Below are 19,690 nucleotides of genomic sequence, written 5' to 3'. Positions count from 1 at the left end.
TATGAATTGGGAGTTACATATGATATTAATTAGATTTTTATAATATTTCTTTATATAATATTTCTGTACTCCAAGAGTCTACGAAGTCAAATTTTTTAATTGAATTAAAGATTTCTTTAATTGCTAAATCTTTAAATCCATTCGCCTCATAAACTTTAGAAAGTGTAATTAAAACACTTTCATCATCAACATAGTTTAATATTTCAACTAACTTTTGAAATAAATTATACTCTTTTATTCCTAAAATATTATTTAAAAATTCTTCTAGTATATTTAAGGATATCTGTGTATTTTCAGTAATCATAGTACATTTATTATTTAAATAGATATCTTTTAGCTCTAAGTACACTTGGTACTCGAGATTTGAGCAATTATTATTTATAATACTTAGAGCTTTATCTATAGAATTATTATTGGTTAGTAAAGATAGTATAAAAATATACTTTGATATATCAGATTTTAAAGTTCCTATAATAATAGTGGGATTAGTTGATATATCAATTTCAATAAATGCCTTATTGAAATACTCTAGAGATTCATTATATTTATTTTCATATAATGATATAACTCCTCTTAAGAAATATTCATCTATTTTGTATTCATTAAAATCTTCATTTGATTCAATAAGAGCTTTTACCTCATGTATTAAGTTTTCTTTTAATAAAATATGAGAAGTTAAGATTACATTAGGTATATAATCTTTGGAAGCAAAATATTTTAAAAGGTTATTCGTAACTTCATTTTTATTATCATGCTTCTTATTTAAGATAGAACCTATTTTATATAGTATTGATAAATCACTACTACTTATATTAAGAATTTTGTTATAGCAATCTAATGCCTTATTATAATCTGATAAAGTATAATATAAGTTACCAAGAGACATTAATGGGTTAATAGATCCACAATTACTTACAAACTTTACAGTACTACCTGAATCACCTAAAGTAAGGCAGTTGTTAAAGGAATCTATTGCTAAAGTATATCTTTTAGTGTCAAGGAATAGACAACCTTTTAAATATTCGAAATCAACGTTAGGTGAAAAGCGTTGTAATCCTTCCTCAACAAATCTTATGGCATAATCATATTTTTTTATATACTGATAACAAACTGCCATTCTATAAAGAAGATGTACAGAGTAATGTTTAGTTAAATCTAAATTGGAATAAGATAATTCATAGTGATTTAATGCTGTATTTACATCGTTTTGAGCTAAATACTCATTACCTAAATTAAATAAATTAAAGGAATCCTTTGGATTTTCTTTTAAGGCTTCTAATAGTATAGGGATGTTTCTTGAACGTTTATCTTTCTTTTCTAATACTTCAACACTATATCCGTAATGGTGTAAAATTATTTCTTCGTTAGAAAATCTACTAGTTATATTTCTATATTTATCATTAAAAATTTGCTCATGTATTTTACCTTTATAGTAATACCCTTTATTATTTCTAAACAATCTAAATGCATAGTGAATTGTAAAATCATTTTGATTTTCTGATCTATAATTATAAACAATAAAATGGCAACCATCTAATTTTGTTGTATTAACATAATTTATTAAATTATCCTTTGAAGCTTCATCTAATATTTCATCAGCATCTAGGAATAATATCCAATCACTTTTAATTTTATTTATTGCAAAATTTCTTGCTGAAGCAAAGTCATTTTCCCATTTATAATTGTATAGTTTAACATTATAATTTTTAAGAATATCTAAAGTTGAATCAGTAGATCCAGTATCAACGATTACTATTTCATTTACTATATCTTTTACAGAGTCTATAGATTTTGCTATATATTTTTCTTCATTTTTTACTATCATACATAAACTTAATGTTGTTTTATTCATGATTATCCTCCTTACAATTATTAGAGCTTATGTAGAATCCTTATATAAGAATAAACTTATATAAGGAAAAATAAATTTTAATAATTAGCTTTGTCCGTTGAAGTAAGCTGAAAATGTTGCTGTTGTAGCACCTAATGTGTATAGGAGCCTAGTATAATTACCAAATCTACTTACTGTAATAATCTTCCTATCGCCCCCAACTATTGCATAATTATTGTAGCTAGGATCAGTAATATAGTCGGCATTATTTGTAGTTGGACTCATTTGTAAAGAAATAGTTAAAGTATTAGTACCTGTATTATAAACAAAGAAAGAAACAGTTCTTAATGGAGAAATATCAGTATTATTAAACACATTTCCTGTACCTGTAGCAGTTACATTTAGTGTGTTACTTGTGGTAAATGCATTTGCACCTATAAGAACAGTTAAACTAGAATTAGCTATTGTAATAGAGTTAGCAACTGTAATTGCATTAGCTATGGTAACTGAATTACCAATAGTTACTGGATTATTAACTATAACTGTGAGCCTAGAGTTGGCAATAGTTATAGAATTACTAACAGCTACTGTAATACTTGTATTAGCAATAGTAATTGCATTAGCTACAGTTATTGGATTTCTTACAGATACAGTTAGAGTTTCATTAGCGATAGTAATAGGATTACTAACGGCAACTGTTAAGCTAGTATTAGCTATTGTTATTGCATTAGATACGGTTATGGCATTAGCAATCGTTAATGGATTAGCGATAGTAATAGGATTATTAACTATAACTGTTAAGCTAGAGTTAGCTATGGTAATTGAGTTAGCAACGGTAATAGCGTTAGAAATTGTAACTGCATTCGCTACTGTAACAGGATTATTAACAGTAACGGTAAGAGTAGAATTTGCTATAGTAACAGGTCCAGTAATTGAAGCCGTGATACTTGCATTCGCTATAGTAATAGCATTATTTACATTAACAGTAAGACTAGTATTTGCTATTGTTATTGCATTAGATACTGTAATTGGGCTGTTAACATTGACGGTCAAACTAGCATTAGCTATAGTTATAGGATTACTTACAGCAACAGTCAAACTTGTATTAGCAATGGTAATAGCGTTAGCTACAGTGATAGCATTATTAACATTAACATTAAGACTAGCATTTGCTATTGTTATTGCATTAGCTACTGTAATTGGGTTGTTAACATTAACGGTCAAACTAGCATTAGCTATAGTTATAGGATTACTTACAGCAACAGTCAAACTTGTATTGGCAATCGTAATAGCGTTAGCTACAGTGATAGCATTATTAACATTAACAGTAAGACTAGCATTTGCTATTGTTATTGCATTAGCTACTGTAATTGGGTTGTTAACATTAACGGTCAAACTAGCGTTAGCGATAGTAATTGGATTACTAACAGCTACAGTTAAACTTGTATTTGCAATGGTAATAGCGTTAGCAACTGTTACTGGATTATTAACTACAACTGTTAAACTGTCGTTGGCAATAGTAACAGGTCCAGTAATTGAAGCTGTGATACTTGCATTTGCTATAGTAATAGAATTATTTACATTAACAGTTAAGCTAGTATTGGCAATAGTTATTGCATTTGCAATTGTAACTGGATTATTGACATTAACTGTTAGACTTGCGTTTGCTATTGTTATAGGATCAGTGATTGAAACTGTTAGGCTTGCATTTGAAATTGAAGTTTTAAGGGCCCCAGTGGAGTCAGTTTGCAGAACCTGTAAACTACTATCTGGAGCCTGAGCATAAATACTGGTTTTCAATTCTGAAGCTACAGTGTTAAACACCAAATTATTCATATTGTGCACCTCTTTTTCGAAAGTTTATCTAATATGGTAGTCAAAAGTTTGGCCTTGGAACCAAACACAAATATTTGAATTTGGATTAGGTGATGAATTTACAAATCTTATTCTTGAGTATTTTAAAAACTTTGCTAGTGCTAAAGCAGCTGTATTATTAGCGTTAATTTCCACTTCAACAACATCATCTGTAAAATCAATGCTATTTGGACTTATTTGCAAATAAGCTTTTATATTACTTGAACTTTTATTCTTAACAAAATAAGTTCCAGTATTAAAATTAGAAATATCTATATTTGGTGAATAGAATTCATTTTCTAAGCTGTTTACATTGAATTCTCTTTCTTTAAAAATTATTTCCGCTGTTTCCTTATTTTTGTTATTACATTTTTCATAATTAACCAATATAAAAGGTTGATTATTGCTATTAGATGAATAAAACTTATACAATGTTGAATTGATACCTGGTCTACACATAAGAGCTAGACCATATGCATAATTATTATTTTCTGAAAGTTCTTCTATTAAGGGAGTAATACTAAAAGAAATTATATTAGATCTTGAATCGTAACTAAAATCTTTTTTATCTAAATTTAATGAAGATAACCTGGGGGAATTGTTCCATGTTGTATCCTCAAGATTAAAGTTTTCATCAATTTTAAATAGAACAAATAATCTTATTAATTCTTCAATAGATGAGTTACATTCATCTGTAAGATATAAGTTAAGTGAAGCATTAACAATTTCAATGTCTTTATTTAAATCTTTTAAATCAGAAAATTTTAATAAAGAAATGTAGTGAATATCACCATATAAATAGTTCCCAACTAATAAAGTGTTTTTGTAGTAAAAGCTACCATCTTTTCTATAGCTTGAAATATAAGATGATTTTGGGTAAAGCTTTGAGTATAACATAAGACCCCCTTAAAACATTAGTATATTTTATTATATGTAGGTGATTTATATTGGTTAAATTTATTAAGTAAAATAAAGAAATTATTAGATAAAAAAATAACTAAAAGAATTACTAAAATTGACATATGGAAATAAAAAATATATAATGATATAAACAAAAATATCTTATTAAGAGTGGTGGAGGGACTGGCCCTATGAAACCCAGCAACCTATTTATGATTTAATTAAATGTGGTGCTAAATCCGGCAGTTATTCTGAAAGATAAGAGAGAAAAGTAATATATGGATGTAGAAATCTCTTCTTTATTAGGAGAGATTTTATTTTTGTTAAAAAGGGGGCAAAGTAATGAATTCAAATTTTGAAATAGTTAATGAATTAAAGAAGAGAATATTAGTTATTGATGGAGCTATGGGGACTAATATTCAAAATTATTTACTAAAAGAAGAAGATTTTAGAGGAGACTTGCTAAAGGATTTTCATGTTGATCAGAAAGGAAATAATGATCTTTTAAGTGTAACTAAGCCAGAAATAATTAATGCAATACATAGAGGCTTTTTAGGAGCTGGAGCAGATATTATTGAAACTAATACACTGAACTCTAATAAAATATCACAAAGTGATTTTGAATTAGAACATTTAGTTTATAAAATGAACTTTGAAAGTGCAAGGATAGCAAAGGAAGCCTGTGATGATTTTTATAAAATAGATGGTAAAAGAAGATATGTAGCAGGGTCTATAGGACCTACTAATAAAATGGCTTCTTTATCTCCAGATGTAGAAGATCCATCCTTTAGAAGTGTTACCTTTGATGAATTAAAAGAAGCATATAAGGAACAAATTGGGGCATTAATGGATGGGGGAATAGATATTGTTCTTGTTGAAACTATCTTTGATTCATTAAATGCAAGAGCTTCAATAATTGCAGCTAATGAAGTGTATCGGGAGAGAAATGAGTTTTTACCAATAATGATTTCTGGAACAATAACTGATAAGTCAGGAAGAATTTTATCAGGACAAACATTAGAAGCCTTTGCTTCATCAATGAGAGCTGAAAATGTAATATCAATAGGTCTTAACTGTTCTTTTGGAGGAAAGGATCTAATTCCATTTATAAAGGAATTAGCTGATACTCAAGATTTGTTTATATCTGTATATCCAAATGCAGGATTACCCAACGAATTAGGTTTATATGATGAATCACCAGAAATTACTGCTAAGTATGTTGAAGTAATGCTAAAAGAGGGGTATATAAATTTAGTTGGTGGTTGTTGTGGTACTGCTTATAGGCATATAGAAAAAATAGCAGATCTAGTTAAGAAATATCCACCAAGAATTATTAAAGAAAGAAAAGTAGAAAGTATATATTGTGGCTTAGAAGTAACTAGGGCAAATGAAGATACTAACTTTGTAAATATAGGTGAAAGAACTAATGTATCTGGTTCAGCTAAGTTTGCAAGACTTATAAGAGAAAAGAAATATGAGGAAGCATTAGTTATAGCTAAGGACCAAGTTGAAAATGGAGCACAAATTATTGATATAAATGTAGATGATGGATTGCTAGACAGTGAAATGGAAATGGAACATTTTTTAAAATTATTAGCTTCTGATCCAGATATTTCTGCAAAACCTATAATGATAGATTCCTCTAGATTTGAAGTTATAGAAAAAGGATTAAAAGTAATCCAAGGGAAGCATATAGTTAACTCTATATCTTTAAAAAATGGAGAAGAAGACTTTATAGAAAAAGCTAATATAATTAAAGATTTTGGTGCGGCAGTGGTAGTAATGGCCTTTGATGAAAGTGGTCAAGCTGACAATTATGAAAAGAAAATTAAAATTTGTAAAAGAGCTTATGATATATTAGTTGATAAAGTTAAATTTCCACCTGAAGATATAATTTTCGATCCTAATATTTTAGCAATTGCTACTGGTATCGAAGAGCATAATAACTATGCTGTAGATTTCTTAAATGCCACTAAATGGATTAAAGAAAACTTACCTTATGCAAAGGTATCTGGTGGAGTAAGTAATTTATCTTTTTCATTTAGAGGTAGCAATAAAATAAGAGAAGCTATGCACTCAGCATTCTTATATTATGCTATAAAAAATGGCATGGATATGGGGATTGTAAATCCAGGGATGATTCAAATATACGATGAAATTCCAAAAGACTTATTAAAGCTTGTTGAAGATGTAATATTTAATAAAAGTAGTGATGCAGGTGAAAAATTACTAGAAGCAGCAGATAGGTATAAATCAGATGGGAAAAAAGAAGATGAAAGTAAAGATAAATGGAGAGAACTTGATTGCTCAGAAAGACTTAAATATTCCTTAGTTAAAGGTATAAGTGATTATATAGAAGAAGACTTAAATGAAGCTTTAGCCTTATATGATAAAGCTTTAGATATTATAGAAGGACCTCTTATGGATGGTATGAAGAAGGTTGGATCATTATTTGGTGACGGTAAAATGTTCTTACCACAAGTAGTTAAATCTGCACGAGTTATGAAAAAGGGAGTTGCATTTTTAACTCCATATATAGATTCACAAAATCAAGGAACTTATAAAAAGGATGGCAAGATACTACTTGCAACTGTAAAAGGTGATGTTCATGATATAGGTAAGAATATAGTTGGAGTAGTGTTATCATGTAATAATTTCGATGTAATTGACCTTGGGGTAATGGTTCCCTGTGAAAAAATATTAAGCACTGCAATAGAAGAAGATGTAGATATTATTGGATTAAGTGGTTTAATTACACCTTCATTGAATGAAATGATTAATGTAGCAAGCGAAATGGAAAAACAAGGTTTTAAAAAGCCGCTGATAATAGGTGGAGCAACTACATCTAAAGTTCATACAGCTCTTAAGATTGATCCAAGCTATAATGGACCAGTTATTTATGGCTTTGATGCATCAAAAACAGTAGAAATCTGTAAAACACTTATGTCAAAAGATAAAGATGAGTTTGTTAAAAATACTAAAGAGGAATATAAAAATCAAAGGGATAATTATAGTAAAATTAAACAAGATTTTGTTTCTATCGATGAAGCAAGAAAAAATAAGTTTAAAATTGATTGGAAGAATACTACTATTGAGAAACCTAACTTCCTTGGAGTTAAAGAGGTAAATAATTATTCTATTAAAGAAATTAGACCATATATTGATTGGAGCTTTTTCTTTACAGCTTGGGGAATGAGAATGAAGTATCCTCAAGTGCTAGAAGATGAAAAGTACGGAGAAGAAGCAAGAAGGCTATTTAAAGATGCAAATAAGATGTTAGATGAATTAGAAGCTAATGGAAGAGTTAAGTTAAAAGGCGCAATTGGATTGTTTAAGGCTAATTCTGTAGGGGATGATATTAAAATATTTGATAAGAATAGTAATGAAATTGAGACTTTTAACTTTTTCAGACAGCAAAAGAAGGGAAAAGAAGAAGTGTACCTATCACTAAGTGATTTTATAGCACCAATTGAAAGTGAAAAAGAAGATTATATAGGTGCTTTTATAACTACTAGTGGAATGGAAGCAAAGGAATATATAAGGGAACTTAAAGAAGCTGGTGATGATTATAATTCAATGCTTTTAACCTTTGTATGCGATAGGTTAGCTGAAGGTTTTGCAGAAAAGCTTCATCTTGATATGAGAAAAGATTATTGGGGTTATTCAAAGGATGAGGATTTATCTTATGATGAACTTTTAATTGGAAGATATAGAGGTATAAGGCCTGCTGTAGGATATCCATCTATTAAGGATCAAAAAGAGATAACAAAGATTTTTAAGGTCTTAGATGGAGAGAACAATACTGGGGCAATTGTTACAGAAAGTTATATGATGGATCCACCATCATCAGTTTGCGGTTTATACTTTGCAAATGAAAAAGCTAAATATTTTGATGTTTATAAAGTAGATAACGACCAATTAGAAGATTATGCCGAAAGAAATAATTCAGATATAAAAGATTTAAAATATAGAATGCCGCATATTCTTCTGTGATAAAGTTATAAATATACAAACTCAATGGACTATTTAAATTTAGTAGTCCATTGGATTATATTGAAGATAACTATACTTAGAATTAGTAAGGTAAACTATAATGTTGAAAGAAATGGAGAAAGTAGATAAAAAAATGCAACATTTAACAATAAAGAAGGTATTTCGTAGAAATCGAATAATCTATCAATTTGAATATATAGATTTTTAGTGTATTATATATAATATAGAATAAAGAGAGAAGAAGGAGAATCAGGATGAAAACATTAGTGATTAACTGTGGAAGCTCGTCATTAAAATATCAATTAATAGATATGAATACAGAGAATTCATTAGTTCAAGGTTTAGTTGAAAGAATAGGAATAGAAGGATCTATTTTAACTCAAAAAGTTGAAGGAAAAGATAAATATGTAATTGAAGTAAATATGCATAACCATAAAGATGCTATTAAGCTTGTATTAGAAGCATTGGTTAATAAAGAGCATGGTGTAATAAAATCAATGGAAGAAATAAGTGCAGTAGGACATAGAGTTGTTCATGGTGGAGAAAAATACTCTCATTCAGTAATAATTGATGAAGAAGTAATAGAATCTATTAGAGATTGTATCTCTTTAGCACCTTTACATAATCCACCAAATATAATTGGGATTGAAGCATGTAAAGAGTTAATGCCAAATACACCAATGGTAGCAGTATTTGATACAGCATTCCATCAAACAATGCCTAAGGAAGCATATATTTGTCCACTACCATATGAATTATATGAGAACTATGGAATAAGAAAGTATGGTTTCCATGGTACTTCTCATATGTATGTTTCTCAGAAGGTTGCAAAAGTTATGGGAAAAGATATAAAAGACTTAAAAATTGTAACATGCCACCTAGGAAATGGTTGCTCTTTAGCAGCTGTTAAAGGTGGAAAATCAATTGACACTTCAATGGGATTCACTCCACTTGCAGGTGTAATGATGGGAACAAGAGCAGGAAGCATTGACCCATCGGTAATAAGTTTCTTAGTTGAAGAACAAGGTTATACAATGTCAGATATTGATGAGCTATTAAATAAAAAATCAGGGATTCTTGGAATTTCTGGAGTATCATCTGATTTTAGAGATGTTTTAAGTGAGTCTGAAAAGGGTAATGAAAGAGCTAAACTAGCTTTAGATATATTCCACTACAAAGTTAGAGCACAAATTGCAGCTTATGCTGGAATTATGGGTGGAGTAGATGTAATAGTATTTACAGCAGGAATAGGAGAAAACTCAATAGTTACAAGAAAAGAATCTTTAAGAGGACTTGAATTCTTAGGATTTAGAATTGATGATGAAAAGAATGATGTAAGAGGAAAAATACAAGAAATCTCAACTGAAGATTCTAAGGTTAAGGTTTATCTAATTCCTACTAATGAAGAATTAATGATAGCTAGAGATACAGTAAAATTAGTAAAAAATAATTAATTTAAATTTATTATAGGCAGATCTAATAAGGTCTGTCTTTTTATATGTTTTTAACGATTAAATAGGAATCATAGTCTTTACTAATTAGTTTAGAACTACTTAGTAAATATAGTTGATAAAAATTTAATTTTATAAAATTGAATATTGTAAAAGTGATAAAAATAATTAGTTAATAAGAGATATCATAAGAAAATAAGACCTAATTTAAAATATTAGAATTTGTATTTAAATAGTATAGTTTATATAATTAACTCATAAAGAAAGTATTTTAAAGGAGAATTAATTATGATATCAGTTTGTCCAGTTTGTTCAGGAATAGATATAGAAAAGCTAGAGTTAAAATTTGGTGCAGATAATGTAGAAGTTGGATGCATAGGTGAATGTGGAGGAAGAGATGGACTTGTAATTGGTTATGCTAATGGAAAGTACATTGAAACTGAAACAGAAGAAGAATTTATAAGCCAAATTGAAGAATAGTAATATGGAGCTGTCACTTTGACAGCTCCAATTATTTTAAATACTATTTTAAGGCTTTTTATTTTATGTATAATATATTATAGTAAGAAGTTAGGAGTGATGATATGAACAATTTAAGTGATAGAGTAAAAGGAATAATATTTATAACATTTTCTGCTTTTGGATTTGCAGCTATGTCAGCATTTGTTAAGCTATCTGGAGATTTACCTTCATTTCAAAAAACATTTTATAGAAATTTAGTTTCTTGTATAATAGCATTATTTTTCATTATTAAAAATAAAGAAAGATTTTTTGGAAAGAAAGAGAATCAAAAATTACTTATTCTAAGATCAACTTTAGGGACTATAGGAATAGTATTGAATTTCTATTCAATAGATATGTTGGTGTTATCAGATGCGAATATGTTAAATAAGCTTAGCCCATTCTTCGTTATAATTTTTTCAGCATTATATTTAGGAGAAAAAATTAATTTAAAGCAATTTATTTCAATAGTAGTAGCTTTCGTAGGAGCGTTGTTTATTATAAAACCTAGTTTTGATTTATCAATGATACCATTTATTCTAGGAATTCTGGGAGCAGTTTTTGCAGCAGGGGCATATACTTGTTTAAGATCTCTTGGAGGTAAAGAAAATCATTATACAATAGTATTTTATTTTTCATTATTTTCATTAATAACTATATTCCCATTTATGATGGCGGTATATAAACCTATGGAGCCAATACAATTATTTTATTTATTAATGGCAGGTGCTTTTGCAAGTATAGGGCAATTTGGTATAACTATAGCATATAAATATGCTCCAGCAAAAGAAATATCAATATTCGATTATTCAAATATAATATTTTCAGCTATAATAAGTTTTATAGTCTTTGGAGTTTTACCAGATACATTAAGTTTCATAGGATATATAATTATATTTGGAGCTTCTTTATATATGTTCCTTTATAATAGAAATCTAGATAAAAAAGAATCTACAACAAAGTAGATTATAACAAATATTTAAAGAATAATATTGTTAAGAAGAAAATTATTATTATTTTATATAGGCTTTACATATTATTCTTTAATTATTCCATTAAAAAAGCTGCCTTAGAGCAGCTTTTTTTATAGTAAACTTTTTACCATTGGGTTAATTTTTGATCTATCAAATTTTCCTGCTACTTTAGGCATTATTTCTTTCATAATATTACCCATATCCTTTGCAGTATAATTTCCATTAGCAATTATTTCTTTAAGCATGGCAGTTACTTCCTCTTCTGATAATTGTTTAGGAAGATAAGGAGTAAGTAATTTTATTGCAAAGTTACCTTCCTCAATTTTTGCTTCATCATTAAGCTTTTCAGCATATTCAAGAGCTTCTTTTAATTGCTTAATTTGCTTCTCAATTATTTTTATTACACCGTCATCTGTAATATCTTGTCTTTCGTTAACTTCATAAGATTTAATTTCGGCATTAACTAATCTTAATACATTTACAGTTTGTTTATCTCTAGCTTTCATAGCAGCTATTTCGTTCTTTTTTAATTCTTCTTTTAACATAATCGTCACCTCTACTAATTAGTTTACAATAAACAGCCGTTTATTATAAATTAAATTATATACTTTAACTAAAATTATTTCAATAAAACCATTTATTAACTAAATAATTGTATATTACTTCCTATAGCTATAGCTTTAGAATTTGGAGAATGCCCTAATTCATTAGTTTTAATAACTGGAAGTTTATCATTATTTAATTTTCCTAAGATTAGTTCTTCTATAGGAGGATTAGAATTTGAACCTTCATATTCAGTAAAGTGACCTAATATAAGTCCTTTTAAATTATTAAATGCACCTATTTGAATATATTGTTCAATAAATGTTGAAATTTTATTTTCATCACCACTCAAAGCTTCTAAGAAAAGAATTTTATTTTCAAAGTTAGGAAGATATTTAGTTCCAGCTAATTTTAGCATACAACGAATATTCCCACCAACTACAATACCTTCCATAGATCTACCTTGAATCCATTTATAATCAAAATCAAATAAACTATTATCTTTATTTAATAAAATGGTATTAGTGAAGTTTTTAATTTGATTTTCACCATCTTCTCTAATTAAATTTCTTAATTGATAGTTATAATTAACTTTATTAGTTTTAGAATATAATGAATTTAAAATTACAGTTAAATCGCTATATCCAAAGAAAGGTTTATTAGAATTCTTTATTTTAGAAAAATCTAAATACCTTAAAACTTCATTACATAAATCTCCTCCAGATAAATCGAAAATAGCCTTTATATCATTGTCATTATAAAACTTCATTAACTCTTTAGCTCTAATTTCAGCACTAAAAGTTTTATTATTATCATCTTTAAATAGTGATTTTGATGTGATAGTTTGTAAATTCAATTGTTTTAATATATATTCCAACTCAGTGATTTTATCAATCATACTTAAATCTAGACCATTAGAATTAGAAACTAAAGCTATAGAATCATTTTTATTTAATAAACTCATACTTAACCTCCAATATTTTCTTATTATGAATTAAGTATATATTTAAATAAGAAAAAATCAAATATAGTATTAAATGATTTTAGAATAAAATAAGCTGTAAAGGAATACCATTATATTGACAATATATAAATTTGGAGGATTTATGAAGTATAGTCTTTATGTTACTGGTAAATGTAATGATACTAGAAGCTTTCAAAGTAATATAGGTATAGGTGGTGTTATATTAAATAATAATGGGAATGAGATATCCTTCTCAAAAAAAGTAGGAAGGGGAACCTGTATTGAAGCCCATATATATGGATTAGTTCATGGAATATCAGAAATACTAAAGTATAGTGATGCAGAAAATATTGATGTTTATGTATCTAATATGAATATAGTTAATTACTTTAAAGGAAAAGAGATTGAAATAAATAGTAGGACAGAAATATTATTAAGTAATCTTAAGAATTTAATAAGAACATTAAGATTAGACATAAACTTCGAGTATTTGGAAGTAAATGAGTATAATTATGTAAGGAATCTAGCAGAGGAAGCTTTAATGCCATAAGAAATATTTGTAAAGTTATGAGAAAAGTAGTATTATATAATTATAATTAAAAACAATATAATTAAGGAGTGATTTTTTATGGTAAAAAATTTACAAGTTTACAAATGTGGTGTTTGTGGTAACATCGTAGAAATTTTAAATGTTGGTGGTGGACAACTAGTTTGTTGCGGTAAGCCAATGAATTTATTAGAAGAAAATACAGTTGATGCTGCAGTTGAAAAGCATATTCCAGTTGCAGAAGTAAAAGATGGAGAAGTACATGTTAAAGTTGGAGAAGTTGAACATCCAATGTTAGCTGAACACTTTATTCAATGGGTAGAAGTAATAACAAAAAATGGACAAGTTTTAAGACAAAACTTAAATGCTGGTGAAAAACCAGTTGCAGTATTTAAAGTTGATGGAGAAGTAGATAGAGTTAGAGAATACTGTAATCTACATGGCTTATGGAGCACTAAATAATAAGAATAATTAAGGCTATCTGTAAAAGGATAGCCTTTTATTTTTTTTAAAAGTGTTGTACTATAGTAAATATAGTATTGGAGGTAGTAAATGAAAAAGTATTATAATATATCTACTTTTTTGATATTTGGAGTTTTTAGTATTTTAACTACATTTTATTTTCCATACCTAAATCAAGAAGTAGGTCTTAGTTTAAGCGAAGTCGGAAGAGTTGTATCAGTGGGTGCTTTATTTACTATAATAGCTCAGCCTATTTTATCTAATATATTCTCAAAGGTTAAAAACAAAAATAAATTTATAATCGTATATTTATTTGGAGTCTTAATCTCAATAGTAGGATTAATGTTTATAAATAAAGATTTAGCAATTATTTATGCACCAATTTATGGTGCTATGCTAGCATCTGTTGCTGGGATTTTTGAGATTTATATAGAAGAATTATCAATAAAAAGTAAACTTGAATTCTCAGATGTTAGAAAATGGGGTTCCATAGGGTACGCCTGTGTAGTATTTTTATCAGGGCTTATATTAAATAAATTTGGATTTAGAATCTTACATATTATAGCTATAGTCATTATTTGTACAATGATATTTATAATTATAAATAAATTTAAAGATGATATTGAAATTAAGGAAGAAAAAGACCATCCAAAGTTCATAGACTTATTCAAAAACAAAAATATAGTTTTATTAATTATTGTTATATTTTTAGGAATAGGTAGCTATATGGGTTTAGATTTCGCTTATTCATCGTATTTAGTTGATTTAGTTAACGATGTTGAAAAGGCAAATCAAATATATAGTTTTTCAATCAGCTTAAGAGTTGTTGTAGAATTCTTTTCATTTCTGATAGTTTCTAAGTACTTAATTAATGCTAATAGTAAAAAATGTTTAACTATAGCATTAGTAGTTGCTGCAATTAAGGTATTATTATTGTCAACTGGCAATATAGCTTTAGTAGTTTTAGGGGACCAATTACATGGTATAATGTATGGACTCTATTTAAGTTTCCTATTTAAATACTTAAGAGAGATAATAAGTAGTGAATTAGTAGCTACATCATTTTCCGTTTTATCTGTATTAAGTAGTGGAGGTGCAAACTTTATATACCCTTCAATTTATAGTTATATTCAAGGAGATTATGGGTATTTTGGAATGTACATTTTTGTTTTCATATCAATAGTAATTTCTACAATAATATTTATATTGTTCTTACCTAGCAAGAAAAAGGTATTAAATTAACTTATGGTAACAAAGAGTATAACTTTAAAGGACGTGAAAATTAATTATATCGTCATTTATAAAAATAAAAAAAATATTTCAATAAAAATAAATGGTAACAAAGAATTATATGTTTATGCTCCAATAGGAATAAGTTATGATTATATTGAAGAATTAATTAAGAGTAAAGAAAATTGGATAATTAAAAATATAAATAAGATACATGAGAATAATTTAAATGATGAAACTTATATTATTTATAGAGGTAAGAAGTTTTTAAAGATAGTTGAAGAATCAATTATAGATAAAATAGTTGTAAAGGATGATTTAATAATTATAAGAACAAAAAATACTGATTTGCACTATGTTGATTATTTAATAAAGAAGTGGTATTTAGAAAATGCAAACAATGTTATTTTAAATCGGGTAAATACACTTTCTAGTAAGTATAATTTGCTACCATCTAAAGTTTTAATAAGAAATCAAAAATCTAGATGGGGAAGCTGTAATAGTAGAAAAGAAATAAGGCTTAACTGGCGACTAGTATTGATGCCTGATTATGTTATGGATTATATTATTATCCATGAACTATGTCATTTAAAGCATATGAATCACTCAAATAGCTTTTGGTCATTAGTATATAAGCTAGCTCCAGATTTTCAAGTGTCAAAAGAATGGTTAAAAGAAAATGGATTGTCTATTTTACAAGTAAATTAGTAGAAAATATATAAATGAATTATGTATTATTAACTACTTTAAGGTAGTTAGTAATATATAATTCATTTTTTTTATTAAAATTGTTCTTTTATATATATAGATATAATTGTATAATATTATAATAGCAATAAATGGTATTACTAGAGAAAGGTGGGAGAAATAGTGAGAAGAATACTAAAATACTTATTAAAGGAAAAATGGCTACTTATAATAGGGACAATGGCTATGGTTTTTATTATACTAATTGACCAAGTAACGCCAATGCTACAAAAAATTATAGTTGATAGAGGAATAATAAATCAGGAATATGCAATTATACCATCAATTTTATTAGGATTTTTAATAGTGACTTTGTTAAAAGCAATTTTTGGATACGGAAAGGAATTTTTATATGATTATATTAGTGCAAAGGTTCACTATAATATAAGAACAGAATTATTTTCTCATATACAAAGCTTTGAATTTGATTACTTTGACAAGACTAATACTGGTGAATTAATGTCTAGAATAGGAGAAGATATAGAAAATATATGGCAAACAATATCCTTTGGTCTTAGAATGTTTGTAGAAAATATACTATATTTTTCATTTAGTACAGTTATATTATTTTATTTAAATTGGAAGCTAACAGTAATATGCTTGCTTATTTTATCTCCAATAGGAATTTTAGCTTACAAATTAGAGAATAAGTTAAATGATGGATATGAGGAGATAAGCGATAAGACAGCAGAAATTAATACCCGTGCTCAAGAAAATATTTCTGGTGTTAGATTAGTTAAGGCCTTTAGTAGAGAAAAATATGAAATAGAAAGGTTTTTCTCTTTAAATAAGCAATATTACAAGTTAAATTTAGAACAAGCTAAAACTATATCAAAAAGTTTTCCTGTAATTGAATTTTTAGCTAATATTACTCTTATTGCTATGATAATAGTAGGAGGATATTTTGTTTTGATTGATGAAATTACTATTGGTACTCTTGTAGCCTTTTCAGGTTATATAGGAAATTTAATATGGCCAATGAGACAAATAGGGTGGCTAATGGACGTTCTTTCTAAGAATAAAGCATCTACTATGAAGATAAATAATATTTTTGATAGATTTACTAAAATTAACTCTAATAGTGGTAAAGAAATTAATACTATAGAAGGAGATATTGAATTTAGTAATGTAAGCTTTAAATATGATGATGAATTAGTTTTAAGAAATATTAACTTAAATATAAGAGCAGGTTCTACAGTAGCTATAATGGGACAAACAGGTTCAGGAAAAAGTACACTTCTTTCATTAATAGGAAGATATTATGATGCTACTGCTGGAGATATAAAAATTAATGGAGTAGATGTTAAAGATATAAACTTAAATACACTGAGAAAAAATATGTCAGTTGTTCAACAAGACACTTTCTTATTCTCTGATTCAGTAGTGAACAATCTCAAATTTGGGAAAGTAGATGCTACTGTAGATGATATTATTAGTGGAGCTAATAAATCTTGTGCTTTAGAATTTATTGAGGAGCTTCAAGATGGATTTAACACTGAAATAGGTGAGAGAGGTGTTGGGCTTTCTGGTGGACAAAAACAAAGAATTTCAATAGCTAGAGCAATAATAAGAAATGCACCTATACTTATTTTAGATGATTCAACTTCCGCATTAGATATGGAAACAGAACATCAACTATTAAAGAACTTAAATGAAATAAAGAAGGGTAAAACTACTATTTTAGTAGCTCATAGAATTTCAGCAGTGAAAAATGCTGACTTAATAGTATTTATGAAAAATGGAGAAATAGTTGAAAAAGGTACTCATAATGAGTTAATTGATAAGAAAAAGTATTACTATAATGTATATAAGGAGCAATTTAAGGATTTTAATAATTTGGAGGTTATATAATATGCCTAGAGAAAAGGAAGAGATTAGAAGTAAAAAAGAAATAGTATTTAGGCTATTTTCTTATTTAAAGGATTATAAAAAAGAATCAGCATTATCAATAATACTTATGGGGCTGATAACTATTTCTAATAATTTAAATCCATATTTAATGAAAATAGCTATAGACAATAATATAAAGAACAATGATATAAAAGGATTAGTATATATAGGGCTTTTTTTAGTAGTTATAAACCTACTAACATTACTATTTTCAAAAATTAAGTGGAAGGTAATAAGCTATGTAACAAATAGTATTTTAGTTAATATAAGAATGGAGCTCTATACACATATTCAAAAGTTACCTTTCAATTTTTTTGATAGAAGGCCTGTAGGAAAAATATTAGCTAGAGTTATGGGGGATGTAAATTCATTAAAAAACCTTTTTGACCAAAGTATTCAATCATTAATTCCAGAAATAATAAGTTTAATTTCTGTAATTATTTTTATGCTAATATTAAATTTTAAACTTGCCATTGCTTGTATACTTTTATTACCAGTACTTGGTGTTGGTATGTTTGTAATAGAAGTAAATTCAAGAAAGAGATGGGCTGAATATAGAAGTAAAAGATCTATTTTAAATGGTTATACCCACGAAGATATATCTGGAATAAAGGTAGTTCAATCTTATGCAAAAGAAAATGATACTGATGATAAATTTAAGATGCTTGTGTGGGATCATTTAAAGAGCTTTATAAATGCAGTTAAAGTTAATGATTTTATTTGGCCGATAGTTGAGTTGTCTTGGGGACTAGGAACTATTATAGTCTTTTATTTAGGTTATACTCTAATAAGAAGTGGAGATTTAGAAATAGGTACATTATTAGCATTTTCAATGTATATAGGAATGTTTTGGAGACCTATTATGAACTTATCTAACTTCTATAATACTCTTATTACAAATCTTTCTGCAGCAGATAGAATTTTTGAAATCTTAGATATAGAGCCATTTATTAAGGATGACTTAGATAAAGAGGATATTGGTGCAATTAACGGTGAAGTAGAATTTAAAAATGTATCTTTTTCATATAGTGAAGAAGAAAAAGATTTAGTTCTAAAAGGTGTAAGCTTTAAAATAGAAAAGGGCGAAAAGATAGCATTAGTAGGAGAAACTGGAGCAGGAAAAACTACTATAGTTTCTTTAATTAGCAGATTCTATAATCCTACAAGTGGTGAAATATTAATTGATAATAAAAATGTATTGGACTATAACTTGGAATCTATAAGAAGTCAAATGGGGATAATGCTACAAGATACCTTCTTATTCTCAACAAGTATTAAAGAAAATATAAGATATGGAAAGCTAGATGCTACAGATGAGGAAATAATTGATGCGGCAAAAGCAGTTAATGCACATGACTTTATTATGTCTTTAGAAAATGGATATGATACTATGGTAAATGAAAGAGGTACAAGACTTTCATTAGGGCAAAGACAATTATTATCTTTTGCAAGAGCATTACTAGCAAACCCTAGAATTCTTATACTAGATGAAGCTACCTCAAATATTGATACTCAAACTGAAATTATAGTACAAAAAGGTATTGAAAAGCTATTATCTAATAGAACATCCTTTGTAATAGCGCATAGATTATCTACTATTAGAGACTGTGATAAAATAATAGTAATTGATAATGGAGAAATCACAGAGACAGGTACTCATGAAGATCTTTTAAACTTAAAAGGTTATTATTATGAACTATATAAAGCACAATATAGTTTTTTAAATAAAGGTGCTTAAATATACTAGTCAAAACTTCATTTTCCAATTATAATAATCTTGTAATTATTTTAAAACATAAGGAG

At 27.3% G+C, this 19,690-nt stretch carries 16 protein-coding genes and 1 riboswitch; of the genes, 11 read left to right on the top strand and 5 right to left on the bottom strand.

Features of this window, described 5'->3' with window-relative positions; all coding sequences use genetic code 11:
- Positions 1-37: 37 nt before the first annotated feature.
- Positions 38-1,852: a tetratricopeptide repeat-containing glycosyltransferase family 2 protein gene (locus E5347_RS05100; RefSeq protein ID WP_136005230.1), complete on the bottom strand. Its 1,815-nt coding sequence runs from the start codon at positions 1,850-1,852 to the stop codon at positions 38-40.
- An 84-nt stretch (positions 1,853-1,936) separates the two neighbouring features.
- The gene (locus E5347_RS17055; RefSeq protein WP_243109724.1) at positions 1,937-2,206 is read right to left on the bottom strand and encodes a DUF6385 domain-containing protein; all 270 of its coding nucleotides are present in this window, start codon (positions 2,204-2,206) and stop codon (positions 1,937-1,939) included.
- Between the two features lie 40 nt (positions 2,207-2,246).
- Here E5347_RS17055 and E5347_RS17050 point away from each other — a divergent pair, with 40 nt between their 5' ends.
- Positions 2,247-3,611: a hypothetical protein gene (locus E5347_RS17050; protein ID WP_243109723.1), complete on the top strand. Its 1,365-nt coding sequence runs from the start codon at positions 2,247-2,249 to the stop codon at positions 3,609-3,611.
- Between the two features lie 80 nt (positions 3,612-3,691).
- Here the strand turns inward: E5347_RS17050 and E5347_RS05090 are convergent, their stop codons facing one another.
- Positions 3,692-4,582, bottom strand: a complete 891-nt coding sequence (locus E5347_RS05090; RefSeq protein ID WP_136005226.1) for a DUF6385 domain-containing protein — start codon at positions 4,580-4,582, stop codon at positions 3,692-3,694.
- 162 nt (positions 4,583-4,744) lie between these two features.
- Positions 4,745-4,850, top strand: a riboswitch (SAM riboswitch).
- Positions 4,851-4,927: 77 nt separating this feature from the next.
- On the opposite strand from E5347_RS05090, the gene metH reads away from it, so the two are divergent.
- The 4 genes from metH to E5347_RS05070 all read left to right on the top strand — a co-directional run bounded on the left by metH (position 4,928) and on the right by E5347_RS05070 (position 11,495).
- A complete protein-coding gene (metH, locus tag E5347_RS05085; protein ID WP_136005224.1) occupies positions 4,928-8,578 on the top strand; it encodes a methionine synthase in 3,651 nt (1,216 codons plus the stop codon).
- Positions 8,579-8,832: 254 nt separating this feature from the next.
- Positions 8,833-10,032 (top strand): acetate/propionate family kinase, encoded by a 1,200-nt coding sequence (locus E5347_RS05080; RefSeq protein ID WP_136005222.1) that lies wholly within the window; start codon positions 8,833-8,835, stop codon positions 10,030-10,032.
- Positions 10,033-10,317: 285 nt separating this feature from the next.
- Positions 10,318-10,509 (top strand): DUF1450 domain-containing protein, encoded by a 192-nt coding sequence (locus tag E5347_RS05075; protein WP_136005220.1) that lies wholly within the window; start codon positions 10,318-10,320, stop codon positions 10,507-10,509.
- Between the two features lie 104 nt (positions 10,510-10,613).
- Positions 10,614-11,495 carry a DMT family transporter gene (locus tag E5347_RS05070; RefSeq protein WP_136005218.1) on the top strand — a complete coding sequence of 294 codons (882 nt, stop codon included), beginning with the start codon at positions 10,614-10,616 and terminating at the stop codon, positions 11,493-11,495.
- Between the two features lie 119 nt (positions 11,496-11,614).
- On the opposite strand, the gene E5347_RS05065 is transcribed toward E5347_RS05070, so the two are convergent.
- Complete coding sequence (locus E5347_RS05065; protein ID WP_136005216.1) at positions 11,615-12,049, bottom strand: GatB/YqeY domain-containing protein; 435 nt, start codon at positions 12,047-12,049, stop codon at positions 11,615-11,617.
- 95 nt (positions 12,050-12,144) lie between these two features.
- A complete protein-coding gene (locus tag E5347_RS05060; protein ID WP_136005214.1) occupies positions 12,145-13,011 on the bottom strand; it encodes an LD-carboxypeptidase in 867 nt (288 codons plus the stop codon).
- A 142-nt stretch (positions 13,012-13,153) separates the two neighbouring features.
- Between E5347_RS05060 and E5347_RS05055 the strand changes: the two genes are divergently transcribed.
- The 6 genes from E5347_RS05055 (at position 13,154) to E5347_RS05030 (ending at position 19,625) form a co-directional block, all read left to right on the top strand.
- On the top strand, positions 13,154-13,561 hold the full coding sequence (locus E5347_RS05055; protein WP_136005212.1) for a reverse transcriptase-like protein: 408 nt from the start codon (positions 13,154-13,156) through the stop codon (positions 13,559-13,561).
- Between the two features lie 78 nt (positions 13,562-13,639).
- Positions 13,640-14,020 (top strand): desulfoferrodoxin, encoded by a 381-nt coding sequence (locus tag E5347_RS05050; protein WP_136005209.1) that lies wholly within the window; start codon positions 13,640-13,642, stop codon positions 14,018-14,020.
- A 90-nt stretch (positions 14,021-14,110) separates the two neighbouring features.
- Positions 14,111-15,262, top strand: coding sequence for an MFS transporter (locus E5347_RS05045; protein WP_136005207.1), 1,152 nt, complete (start codon positions 14,111-14,113; stop codon positions 15,260-15,262).
- Positions 15,263-15,265: 3 nt separating this feature from the next.
- Positions 15,266-15,958, top strand: coding sequence for a M48 family metallopeptidase (locus E5347_RS05040; protein ID WP_136005206.1), 693 nt, complete (start codon positions 15,266-15,268; stop codon positions 15,956-15,958).
- A gap of 162 nt (positions 15,959-16,120) precedes the next feature.
- Positions 16,121-17,848 carry an ABC transporter ATP-binding protein gene (locus E5347_RS05035; RefSeq protein WP_136005204.1) on the top strand — a complete coding sequence of 576 codons (1,728 nt, stop codon included), beginning with the start codon at positions 16,121-16,123 and terminating at the stop codon, positions 17,846-17,848.
- Between the two features lies 1 nt (position 17,849).
- Positions 17,850-19,625: an ABC transporter ATP-binding protein gene (locus E5347_RS05030; RefSeq protein WP_136005202.1), complete on the top strand. Its 1,776-nt coding sequence runs from the start codon at positions 17,850-17,852 to the stop codon at positions 19,623-19,625.
- The last annotated feature ends 65 nt before the right edge of the window (positions 19,626-19,690 follow it).

Origin of the sequence: Clostridium sartagoforme (assembly GCF_004794105.1) — a bacterium.
In the GTDB taxonomy this organism is placed as follows: domain Bacteria; phylum Bacillota; class Clostridia; order Clostridiales; family Clostridiaceae; genus Clostridium; species Clostridium sartagoforme_B.
The sequence above is the reverse complement of the archived record's forward strand: the minus strand, read 5'-3'. Positions and strand labels throughout refer to the sequence as shown.

What these genes read in the sequence shown, in the direction of transcription:
- E5347_RS05040 (WP_136005206.1), top strand. Translation starts at nt 15,266, where the DNA reads ATGGTAACAAAGAGTATAACTTTAAAGGACGTGAAAATTAATTATATC.
- E5347_RS05100 (WP_136005230.1), bottom strand. Translation starts at nt 1,852, where the DNA reads ATGAATAAAACAACATTAAGTTTATGTATGATAGTAAAAAATGAAGAA.
- E5347_RS05060 (WP_136005214.1), bottom strand. Translation starts at nt 13,011, where the DNA reads ATGAGTTTATTAAATAAAAATGATTCTATAGCTTTAGTTTCTAATTCT.
- E5347_RS05045 (WP_136005207.1), top strand. Translation starts at nt 14,111, where the DNA reads ATGAAAAAGTATTATAATATATCTACTTTTTTGATATTTGGAGTTTTT.
- E5347_RS05050 (WP_136005209.1), top strand. Translation starts at nt 13,640, where the DNA reads ATGGTAAAAAATTTACAAGTTTACAAATGTGGTGTTTGTGGTAACATC.
- metH (WP_136005224.1), top strand. Translation starts at nt 4,928, where the DNA reads ATGAATTCAAATTTTGAAATAGTTAATGAATTAAAGAAGAGAATATTA.
- E5347_RS05090 (WP_136005226.1), bottom strand. Translation starts at nt 4,582, where the DNA reads ATGTTATACTCAAAGCTTTACCCAAAATCATCTTATATTTCAAGCTAT.
- E5347_RS05070 (WP_136005218.1), top strand. Translation starts at nt 10,614, where the DNA reads ATGAACAATTTAAGTGATAGAGTAAAAGGAATAATATTTATAACATTT.
- E5347_RS05075 (WP_136005220.1), top strand. Translation starts at nt 10,318, where the DNA reads ATGATATCAGTTTGTCCAGTTTGTTCAGGAATAGATATAGAAAAGCTA.
- E5347_RS05055 (WP_136005212.1), top strand. Translation starts at nt 13,154, where the DNA reads ATGAAGTATAGTCTTTATGTTACTGGTAAATGTAATGATACTAGAAGC.
- E5347_RS05065 (WP_136005216.1), bottom strand. Translation starts at nt 12,049, where the DNA reads ATGTTAAAAGAAGAATTAAAAAAGAACGAAATAGCTGCTATGAAAGCT.
- E5347_RS05030 (WP_136005202.1), top strand. Translation starts at nt 17,850, where the DNA reads ATGCCTAGAGAAAAGGAAGAGATTAGAAGTAAAAAAGAAATAGTATTT.
- E5347_RS05080 (WP_136005222.1), top strand. Translation starts at nt 8,833, where the DNA reads ATGAAAACATTAGTGATTAACTGTGGAAGCTCGTCATTAAAATATCAA.